Genomic DNA, 9072 nt, shown 5'->3' on the forward strand with positions numbered 1-9072 from the left:
GTGCGCACCGATGCCACCGGGGTGTGCGTGACGCTGGCCAGCGCCTGAATCAGCAACTCTTTGGTGCCGTGGCCAATCCAGTCATTGACTTGTTGCTGCGAGACTTCGGGCCAATCGAAATAGCGCAAGGTGTCGTTCACGGCATCGGCAATTTCAGGGGCGGTTTCGACCAGGGTGCCGTCCAGGTCGAAAAAATAGGCTTGTGTTTCTGACGTCATGTTGGTGGGTCAATGGTCTGAAGGCACGATGTGTGCGGGTAGGGGTTCGGTCTGGCGGTGGGTGTGGCGGTGCACCAGGATGCGCACGGCGTCGCACACGCGCTGTGTCGTGATGCCGAAGTGCGCATACAAAGCGGGCGCTGGGGCCGACTCGCCAAAGCTGGCGATGCCGATCACCATACCCGTGCGGCCCACATATTTGCGCCAGAAGTCGGGGTGTGCGGCTTCGACCGCCACGGTGGGCAAGCCCAGCGGCAAAACCATGTCTTGGTAGGCCTCGCTTTGGCGGTCAAACACGTTGGTGCAGGGCATGGACACCACCCGTGTGGCCACACCTTGGGTGGCCAGTTCGGCCTGTGCTTTCATGGCCAAAGAGGTCTCAGAACCTGTGGCCACGATGATGGCTTGGGCCCCTGGCATGTCGCTCAGGATGTAGCCGCCCTGGCGCACCTTGGCGGCATCGGCCACATCGGTCAGCAGCTGGGGCAGATTTTGCCGAGACAAGGCCAAGGCACTGGGGCCATTGCGCCGTTCAATGGCGCAAGCCCAGGCCACTGCAGTCTCCAGCCCATCGGCGGGACGCCACACATCGAGTCCCGGGATGAGGCGCAAGCTGGGCACATGCTCCACGCTTTGGTGCGTGGGGCCATCTTCGCCCAAACCGATCGAGTCGTGCGTGAACACATGGATGACGCGCTTTTTCATCAAGGCCGCCATTCGGATGGCGTTGCGCGAGTAATCCGAGAACGTCAGGAAAGTGCCGCCGTAAGGCAAATAACCGCCATGCAGCGCCATGCCGTTCATGATGGCGGCCATGCCGAATTCGCGCACACCGTAAGACAAGTGGTTGCCCCAGGTGTCGCGGCCGGCCTTGGTGCAGTCCTTGAAGTTGGTCAGGTTCGAGCCCGTGAGGTCGGCACTGCCGCCGAAGAACTCGGGCAGCAAGGGGGCCAACACGTCCAGCGCATTTTGGCTGGCTTTGCGGGTGGCCACGGCGTCCGGTTTGGCCACGATGGTGCTCAAGGCTTTGTGCAAACCCTCGGTGTAAGTGGCACTCAAGTCGCCACGCATGCGGCGCTCGAACTCGGCCGCCTCTTGCGGGTAACGGCGGGCGTACTGCGCAAAGGCCTCGCGCCATTGGCTTTCGGCTCGCTCACCTTGGGCCTTGGCATTCCAAAGGTCGGCGACGTCAGCAGGCACTTCAAAGGGGGCATGCGGCCAGTTCAGTGCCTCGCGGGTGGCGGCCACTTCGGCCGCACCCAGTGCCGCCCCGTGCACGTCATGGGTACCTGCCTTGTTGGGCGAGCCCATGCCGATCACGGTTTGGCAGCAGATCAGCGTGGGTTTGCCGTTGGGGCTGTGGGCTTGCGCCTTGGCCGCCTCGATGGCGGCGTTCACCGCTTGCGGGTCGTGCCCGTCCACCTTGGCGATCACGTTCCAACCATAGGCTTCAAAGCGCTTGGGCGTGTCGTCGGTGAACCAGCCTTCCACATGGCCATCGATGGAGATGCCGTTGTCGTCGTACAGTGCCACGAGTTTGGACAAGCGCAAGGTGCCCGCCAGCGAACAGGCCTCGTGGCTGATGCCCTCCATCAAGCAACCATCGCCCAGAAACACATAGGTCATGTGGTCTACGATGGTGAAGGCTTGTCCGTCTTCTTCTTGGTTGAACTCCTGCGCCAGCAATTTTTCTGCCAGCGCCATGCCCACCGCATTGGTGATGCCTTGGCCCAAAGGGCCAGTGGTGGTTTCCACGCCCGGGGTGATGTCGACCTCGGGGTGGCCCGGGGTTTGGCTGTGCAGTTGGCGGAACTTTTTCAGCTCGTCCAGCAGCAAGTCGTAACCGGTCAGGTGCAGCAAGGCATAGATCAGCATGGAGCCGTGGCCGTTGGACAGCACAAAGCGGTCACGGTTGGCCCATTGCGGATTGGCCGGGTTGTGTTTCAGGTGCCTGTGCCAGAGCACTTCGGCGATGTCAGCCATGCCCATGGGTGCGCCGGGGTGGCCAGATTTAGCGGCTTCCACCGCGTCAACGGCCAGCATGCGCACAGCGTTCGCCATGCGTTGGGCCGTCTCAGGAGTCGGGTGCTGGGTGTGCATGGTCGCGGCCTCTTTCAAGCTTGTCCCAGCGCCCGTTTGCGGCGCTCCATCATCCGCCACACGAAGGGCGTGAAGATCAGTTGCATGGCGATTTCCATCTTGCCACCAGGCACCACGATGGTATTGGCTCGGCTCATCCAGGAGTCGTTGATCATGTTGAGCAGGTATGGGAAATCAATGCCCTTGGGGTTGGCAAAGCGGATCACCACCATGCTTTCGTCTGCGGACGGGATGTCGCGCGAGATGAATGGGTTGGAGGTGTCCACCATGGGCACGCGCTGGAAGTTGACATGTGTGTGCTCAAACTGGGGCACGATGTAATTCACGTAGTCGGGCATGCGGCGCAAGATGGTGTCGGTGACCGCCTCGGTGCTGTAACCACGCTGGTGCTTGTCGCGCCAGAGTTTTTGAATCCACTCCAGGTTGATGACCGGCACCACCCCCACCCGCAGGTCGGGGTATTGGGCAATGTTGTGCTCAGGCGTGACCACTGCACCGTGCAGACCCTCGTAAAACAGCATGTCGGTATCGTCTGGCAAGGCCTCCCAGGGCGTGAAGGTGCCCGGCTCTTGGCTGAAGGGCGCGGCTTCTTCGGCGTTGTGCAGGTATTTGCGCGCTTGGCCTTGCCCGGTTTGGCTGTAGTCGCGAAACAAGTTTTCAATCTCGCCAAACAGGTTGTTGTCCGAACCGAAGTGGCTGAAGTTCATGTTGCCTTCTTTTTCAGCCTGGGCCTGGCGCAGCTTCATTTCCTTGCGATCATGGCGGTGAAAGCTGTCGCCCTCGATGATGGCCGCCTTCACGCCTTCGCGGCGAAAGATGTTGGAAAACGTACGCGTCACGGTGGACGTGCCCGCGCCGCTGGAGCCGGTGATGGCGATGATGGGGTGTCTCTCTGACATGAAAATCTCCTGAGTTCTAAATAGAGGGGCTCAACGCGAATGACTGGGCTGATGGCCTTGGGGTGTCAATCGCGGAACAAGCTGCGCTCGGCAAACAAGGGGGCATAGGAGTCCTGCTGGGGTGGCTCGGCGTGGTAACGCTCAATGCGTTCAACCTCGTTTTTCGAGCCGAACACCAAGCCAATACGCTGGTGCAAGCTGGTCGGCTGCACGTCCAGCATGGCTTGGCTGCCGGTGCTGGCGCGACCGCCCGCTTGTTCCATGATGAATCCCACCGGATTGGCTTCGTAGAGCAGCCGCAGGCGACCGGCTTTGGTGGGATCTTTGCTGTCTCGCGGGTACATGAAAACGCCGCCGCGCATCAAGATGCGGTGCGCCTCGGCCACCATCGAAGCAATCCAGCGCATGTTGAAGTCCTTGCCACGGGGCCCGGTTTTTCCGGCCAGGCATTCGTCCACATAGCGCTTGACTGGAGCTTCCCAAAAACGGCTGTTGGAGGCGTTGATGGCGAACTCTTGGGTGTCTTCGGGCACGCGCAGCTCGGGGTGGGTGAGCATGAACTCGCCCATCACCGGGTCCAAGGTAAAGCCCGCCACGCCATTGCCCACCGACAACACCAGCATGGTGGTCGGGCCATACAAGGCATAGCCTGCGGCCACTTGGTGCGCGCCAGGCTGGAAAAAATCGGCTTCTGTCAAAGGCCCACCTTCGGCCAAAGCATCGGGCGCACGCAAGACACTGAAGATGCTGCCCACCGAAACGTTGACATCGATGTTGGAGGAGCCATCGAGCGGATCGAACACCAACAGGTATTTGCCACGGGGGTACTCGCTGGGAATGGCGTAGGGCAAGTCCATTTCTTCTGAAGCCATGCCCGCCAAGTGGCCGCCCCACTCGTTCATGCGGATGAACAACTCGTTGCTGACCACGTCGAGTTTTTTCTGGGTCTCGCCTTGCACGTTGATGCTGCCGCCTGCATCGGCCGCGTGGTTGCCGTACATGTCGGCCAAAGCGCCGTAGGCGACCGATTTGGCAATGGCTTTGCAGGCCATGGCCACATCCAAAATCAAGGCATTGAAGTCACCACTGGCATCGGGAAAACGGCGACGCTCTTCGATCAGGTACTGCGTCAGGGTGGGCGTGGTGCGGGGGCTCAAGGACATGGGGCAAACACTCTCTGAAGTTTTATAAATTCGGGAATTCGGCAATGCGCACGGGGTTCATGCCTGGGCCTTGAAAGCGGTGTGGTGCCATTCACGCAACTGCGCCAGCCCCACGCCCTGCAGGTTGGGGCAAATGCGCAATGCGCCTTTGAAATCGTGTTCGGCGGTGAAATTGTTGGGGGTGATGACCGTGGGCAAACCTGCGGCCATGGCGGCACGCAGGCCGTTCTCGGAATCCTCAAACGCCAGGCAATGCTCAGGCGCAAGCCCTAGGCGGGACAGGGTTTGCTGGTAGACCATCGGGTCGGGTTTTTTGCGCGGCGCGGTCGAAGCGTCCTCAATCACCGCAAAATTCAGCTTCCAATCCGGGCCGATGGCTTGGCGCAGCAAAACCGCGATGTTGACGGGCGAGGTGGTGGTGGCGATGGCCAGCTTGAGCCCGGCCACACTGGCGGCCGACAGCAGCGCCAGCACCCCCGGGCGCATCTGCACCGCACCGTCTTGCACGGCTTGCTCGTAAGCGGCTGTTTTGATTTCGTGCAAATGGTCAATCGTCTCTTGCATGCCCGCGCCCGTGATGTCCTTGGGCTGGGTCTCCAGGGTTTGCCAATACGCCTTGATGCGCTCCTTGCCGCCCGACACCGCCAGCAAGCGGGTGTACAGCGGCACATCCCAGCGCCAGTCCAAGCCCATCTCGGCAAAGGCGTGGTTGAACGCCGCCAAATGGGCCATTTCGGTGTCGGCCAAGGTGCCATCGACATCAAAAATCAGTGCTTGAAGCATGGGTTGAGCCCTCCCTGAAGAACAAGAACTCCACTTTAAGAAAGTCTGCGGCTCAGGACAATTCAATATTGCAAATCAGTTAATTAAGAAAAAGCTTAATGTCTGCAGCAAAAGATCGTTTCAATCGTTCAACTTTGGCTTTTGAGCGCCAGGAAAATGCCCGCATCGCTTTTGTGCGGCCGGCCAACGCCTGCCGCCGAGGGACCATGACGCCATCTGGACCCTTGCGTGTGCACAGCACTCAGAGCGTGTGAAAGAACCAGCCCCAAATGCAGCGGCAAGCCCGGTGCTGGCGAGCGGGCCTGCACGGGGATGCGCCTAAGTCGGCAGCCAGCCCAAGGCACGCGCCAGCATGAGCAGCGCCACCAACAAGGCAAACCCGGCAAACGCCGATTGCAAAACTGTCGGGTTGAGATTTTGGGCGACACGCCGCCCCGACAAAAGCCCTGCCCCTGCACCCAGCGAAAACGGCACGGCAACAGCCCACGGCACGGCACCATGCAGCGCCGCTGCGGTGACGCCGCTGATAGACACAAGGGCAATCACCGCCAAGGAGGTGGCCTGTACCGAGGGCAGACTCAGGTTGGTGTGACGCGTCAGCGCAGGCACAATGACAAAGCCGCCGCCCACGCCCAACAAGCCACTCAAAAAGCCGGACATCAGCCCGGTGCCCAACAAGGCGCGAGCACATTGCCGCGTCCAGCTCAGCCGCGATTGGCCCGCCTCTACGCGGCATGGCAACTGGGCCTCATCAAGGTTCACGACCGCAGGTGTGCGAAGCATGCGCAAGGCGGTGTAAATCAGTACGCCGGCAAAGGCCGCAAGCAATGGACGATTGGGCAGGTGTTGGGCGGCCAGGACCCCCAAAGGGGCGACACACATGCCGGCAAAACCGATGACAGCCGCCGCCCGGTAGCGCACGATGCCTTGCCGCAAACCCAAACCTGCGCCCAAAGCTGCCGTCAGCCCCACCGCCACCAATCCGACCGGTGCGGCCTGTTGCACCGGCAGATGCAAACCAAACACCAACAAGGGGATGGCCAGCACGCCGCCCCCAGCACCCGTCAGCGCCAAGGTCAGACCGATCAACACGCCGAGTGCACCGGCCAGGACTGTCGTGTCCATGCTTTGCTCAGAGCAAATTGACCGGAATTTTGAGGTAAATCTGGCCGTTGTCTTCGGGCGGTGGCATGTGGCCAGCGCGCATGTTGATTTGTACCGAAGGCAGGATCAGCACGGGCATGGACAAAGTGGCATCGCGCTTTTCGCGCATGGCCACAAACTCGGCCTCGCTTACGCCTTGGTGCACATGCACATTGGCCTTTTTTTGCTCAGCCACGGTGCTCACACACTGGGGCAGGCGGGTCTCGGGCGGGTAATCATGGCACATGAACAGCTCGGTGCTGTCCGGCAGGCTGAGCACTTTCTGGATCGACTGGAACAGCGTGCTGGCACTGCCCCCAGGGAAGTCGCAGCGCGCCGTGCCGTAGTCGGGCATGAACAAGGTGTCGCCCACAAAGGCCACCTGCCGCGCAGGATCGACACTGGCATCTGTGACCACATAGGTCATGCACGCCGGGGTGTGGCCAGGGGTGTGCAGGGCCTGGGCCTGCAAAGCGCCAATCTGAAAGGTCTCGCCATCGCTCAGCAAGCGGTCGAACTGGCTGCCGTCGCGGGCGAATTCGGTTCCCGCATTGAACAGCTTACCAAACACGTTTTGCACCGAGGTGATGTGCGAACCAATGGCCAATTGGCCACCCAGCTGCTTTTGCAAATAGGGCGCGGCCGACAAATGGTCGGCATGCACATGCGTCTCCAAGATCCATTGCACACGCAGGTCCAGCGCCTTCACACGCGCCACCAACTGGTCGGCGCTGGCGGTGTGGGTGCGGCCCGACTTGGGGTCGTAGTCCAGCACGCTGTCGATCAAGGCGCACTGCCGGGTGCTCAGGTCGGCCAGGATGTGGCTGAAGGTGAACGTGGCCGGATCAAAAATTGATTCGATGTGCATTTGGTTTGGATTCATGTTGACTTCCGTATCGACTCAATAAAACAGCAGTTTGCCCGATGGGCCGCTGATGGGCCCGGCGCAAGAAGCCTGCAACTGAACATGACTTTAGCGCCCTCGGCCCACTGAGGCATGCTTTGAGTCAAGCCACACGCACAGACAGGCCAAGTCTGCAAACCCAGGGCCTCAATGCTTGGCAGGCCCTGCGGCTTTGGCCGCCGCGTCAAAGCCGCCTTTGGCCTGCCACTCTGCCATGCCGCCTTGCAAGATGCGCACGTTCTCCCACCCTGCGACGCGCAACGCAAAACCGGCCTGAGCCGACAGCGACCCGGTGTTGCAATAAATCAGCACAGGCTTGTTTTTGGGGATGGTGTTGCGCTTGGCCAGCACCTGACGCCAGTCCATGTTGACGGCGCCAGGAATGTGCCCCTTGGCAAATTGCGCCGGGTCACGCGCATCGATCACCACCATCTTGGGCCACTCGTCTTTTGGAATTTGCTCAGCAAAAATCACGCCGCCGCCGTAGTCCACAAACTCCAGATACGCCTCCATCTCGTCGGTGGCCATGGCCTTGTTGTCGGCGTGGGCCGCTGGAGCCAGCAGCAAGCTGCCAGCGGTGGCGGCGGCAAGGGCAAGGGTGCGAAAGCGCATGGGGGTCTCCACTTCGTCGGGTAATATCAGTCAAAACGAATATTGTCGCTGAACGGCAGCAAGAACTCCCACAAAAGCCTCGGCGCACATGTCCAGAGACAAAAATTTCATCGCGCTGTTGCTCACACTGGCTTTGCACGCCGCCGTATTGCTGCTGGCCAGTGGCTACCCCATCCAACACGTCAGCCCACCGCAAGCGCCCAAAACAGCCGAAAAAATTGTCTTTTTGGAACTGATCCCGCCGCCGCGCCAGCCGCTGCCTGACCCGCCATCAGCGCCTCCGTCAACATCCATCACTGCACCCATCACAGCGCCCCAGCCCGACACAGCCTTAGCGACCCCGGCCCCACCGCCCTCACCCGATCGCCCCCGCGCCAGCATGGCCGCGCCCCCGCCGCCCACCGCCGGAGAATGGGCTTTTGCCGCGAACTACACCAACAAAAACAGCAAGGGCTACCGCTACAGCTGGGGCCAGCAAGTGCGCAGCATGATGGGCACCGCTGTTGAAGGCCCCGACCAGGGCGTGGTGCGCTTTCGCATCGAGATCGCCCCCGATGGCCGCTTGACGCAAGTGCAAACGCTGTGGACCACCTCGGCCAAAGCCGAACAGCTCGCCCGCCAAGCCATTCAAAACATGCCACCACTGCCGCCTACCCCCACGGGCCAACCGCTGATTTTTGACAAGACGATTTCGTTTTCACCTTTTGCCAACGACGGGCCGCCCATTTACAGAGACGACTGCCTGCCCGAGCCGCCCGTGTTCCGCAACCCCTTTGCTTGGGACGGCAAATCGCCCCAAGTGGTGGCCACGCCCACCCCGACCGATCCACTGGACCCGCAAGCGCTGGCCGACTGCCTGCGCCAGCTGCCCCAAGACAGCGTCGAAGCCGAAAGCGCCAGCGACCAGCGCCTGATGGACCAATGGGGATCGAGCCAAACAGGGCGTTGAGCGCAGCACGGGGCCAGGGCCCCGCTTGAACACCCGCTCAGTCGTCGTCGCCCAACTCGGCGTCCCAACCCATGGCTTTGGCGCGTTGCAGGGCCTCGGCATGGATGCGTCCATGCCGCTCGGCCATCTCAGCGGGCAATCGACTGGGCAGCTGGCCATAGGGAGCCCACGCGGCGTGCACCGCTTCAAACAGGTTTTGCAAATCGCCCGCGTGTTTGCCAGCAAAACCATCGCCTTCGGGCAACAAACCAAACACCCAAGCGTCGCGGATGATGCGGCCGGTCATGGTCATGCCGTGGTG

10 protein-coding genes are annotated in these 9072 nt (G+C 61.3%); 1 reads left to right on the forward strand and 9 read right to left on the reverse strand.

Going from position 1 to position 9072, the window contains the following annotated elements; all coding sequences use genetic code 11:
- The 8 genes from Q0341_RS09065 to Q0341_RS09100 form a co-directional block, all read right to left on the reverse strand.
- Nucleotides 1-218: HAD hydrolase-like protein (locus Q0341_RS09065; protein ID WP_299512339.1), on the reverse strand; the 218-nt coding region annotated here is incomplete at its 3' end.
- A 9-nt stretch (nucleotides 219-227) separates the two neighbouring features.
- Complete coding sequence (gene tkt / locus Q0341_RS09070; RefSeq protein ID WP_299512342.1) at nucleotides 228-2318, reverse strand: transketolase; 2091 nt, start codon at nucleotides 2316-2318, stop codon at nucleotides 228-230.
- Between the two features lie 14 nt (nucleotides 2319-2332).
- On the reverse strand, nucleotides 2333-3217 hold the full coding sequence (locus Q0341_RS09075; RefSeq protein ID WP_299512343.1) for a phosphoribulokinase: 885 nt from the start codon (nucleotides 3215-3217) through the stop codon (nucleotides 2333-2335).
- A gap of 65 nt (nucleotides 3218-3282) precedes the next feature.
- The gene (locus Q0341_RS09080) at nucleotides 3283-4380 is read right to left on the reverse strand and encodes a class 1 fructose-bisphosphatase (RefSeq protein WP_299512346.1); all 1098 of its coding nucleotides are present in this window, start codon (nucleotides 4378-4380) and stop codon (nucleotides 3283-3285) included.
- A gap of 57 nt (nucleotides 4381-4437) precedes the next feature.
- Nucleotides 4438-5163 (reverse strand): HAD-IA family hydrolase, encoded by a 726-nt coding sequence (locus tag Q0341_RS09085; protein ID WP_299512349.1) that lies wholly within the window; start codon nucleotides 5161-5163, stop codon nucleotides 4438-4440.
- Nucleotides 5164-5481: 318 nt separating this feature from the next.
- Nucleotides 5482-6288 (reverse strand): sulfite exporter TauE/SafE family protein, encoded by an 807-nt coding sequence (locus tag Q0341_RS09090; RefSeq protein WP_299512350.1) that lies wholly within the window; start codon nucleotides 6286-6288, stop codon nucleotides 5482-5484.
- 7 nt (nucleotides 6289-6295) lie between these two features.
- Entirely contained in the window at nucleotides 6296-7174 is an 879-nt protein-coding gene (locus Q0341_RS09095) for an MBL fold metallo-hydrolase (protein ID WP_299512358.1), read from the reverse strand.
- A gap of 183 nt (nucleotides 7175-7357) precedes the next feature.
- On the reverse strand, nucleotides 7358-7822 hold the full coding sequence (locus tag Q0341_RS09100; protein ID WP_299512351.1) for a rhodanese-like domain-containing protein: 465 nt from the start codon (nucleotides 7820-7822) through the stop codon (nucleotides 7358-7360).
- A gap of 88 nt (nucleotides 7823-7910) precedes the next feature.
- On the opposite strand from Q0341_RS09100, the gene Q0341_RS09105 reads away from it, so the two are divergent.
- The gene (locus Q0341_RS09105; protein ID WP_299512353.1) at nucleotides 7911-8771 is read left to right on the forward strand and encodes an energy transducer TonB; all 861 of its coding nucleotides are present in this window, start codon (nucleotides 7911-7913) and stop codon (nucleotides 8769-8771) included.
- Between the two features lie 37 nt (nucleotides 8772-8808).
- Here Q0341_RS09105 and Q0341_RS09110 read toward each other — a convergent pair.
- The coding region (locus tag Q0341_RS09110; protein WP_299512355.1) for a hypothetical protein at nucleotides 8809-9072 on the reverse strand (264 nt) is incomplete at its 5' end.

This window comes from uncultured Limnohabitans sp., from assembly GCF_937889215.1.
In the GTDB taxonomy this organism is placed as follows: domain Bacteria; phylum Pseudomonadota; class Gammaproteobacteria; order Burkholderiales; family Burkholderiaceae_C; genus Limnohabitans_A.

Bases quoted from the DNA above. Each gene is read 5' to 3' on its own strand.
- tkt (WP_299512342.1), bottom strand. From the start codon at position 2,318: ATGCACACCCAGCACCCGACTCCTGAGACGGCCCAACGCATGGCGAAC.
- Q0341_RS09075 (WP_299512343.1), bottom strand. From the start codon at position 3,217: ATGTCAGAGAGACACCCCATCATCGCCATCACCGGCTCCAGCGGCGCG.
- Q0341_RS09080 (WP_299512346.1), bottom strand. From the start codon at position 4,380: ATGTCCTTGAGCCCCCGCACCACGCCCACCCTGACGCAGTACCTGATC.
- Q0341_RS09085 (WP_299512349.1), bottom strand. From the start codon at position 5,163: ATGCTTCAAGCACTGATTTTTGATGTCGATGGCACCTTGGCCGACACC.
- Q0341_RS09090 (WP_299512350.1), bottom strand. From the start codon at position 6,288: ATGGACACGACAGTCCTGGCCGGTGCACTCGGCGTGTTGATCGGTCTG.
- Q0341_RS09095 (WP_299512358.1), bottom strand. From the start codon at position 7,174: ATGCACATCGAATCAATTTTTGATCCGGCCACGTTCACCTTCAGCCAC.
- Q0341_RS09100 (WP_299512351.1), bottom strand. From the start codon at position 7,822: ATGCGCTTTCGCACCCTTGCCCTTGCCGCCGCCACCGCTGGCAGCTTG.
- Q0341_RS09105 (WP_299512353.1), top strand. From the start codon at position 7,911: ATGTCCAGAGACAAAAATTTCATCGCGCTGTTGCTCACACTGGCTTTG.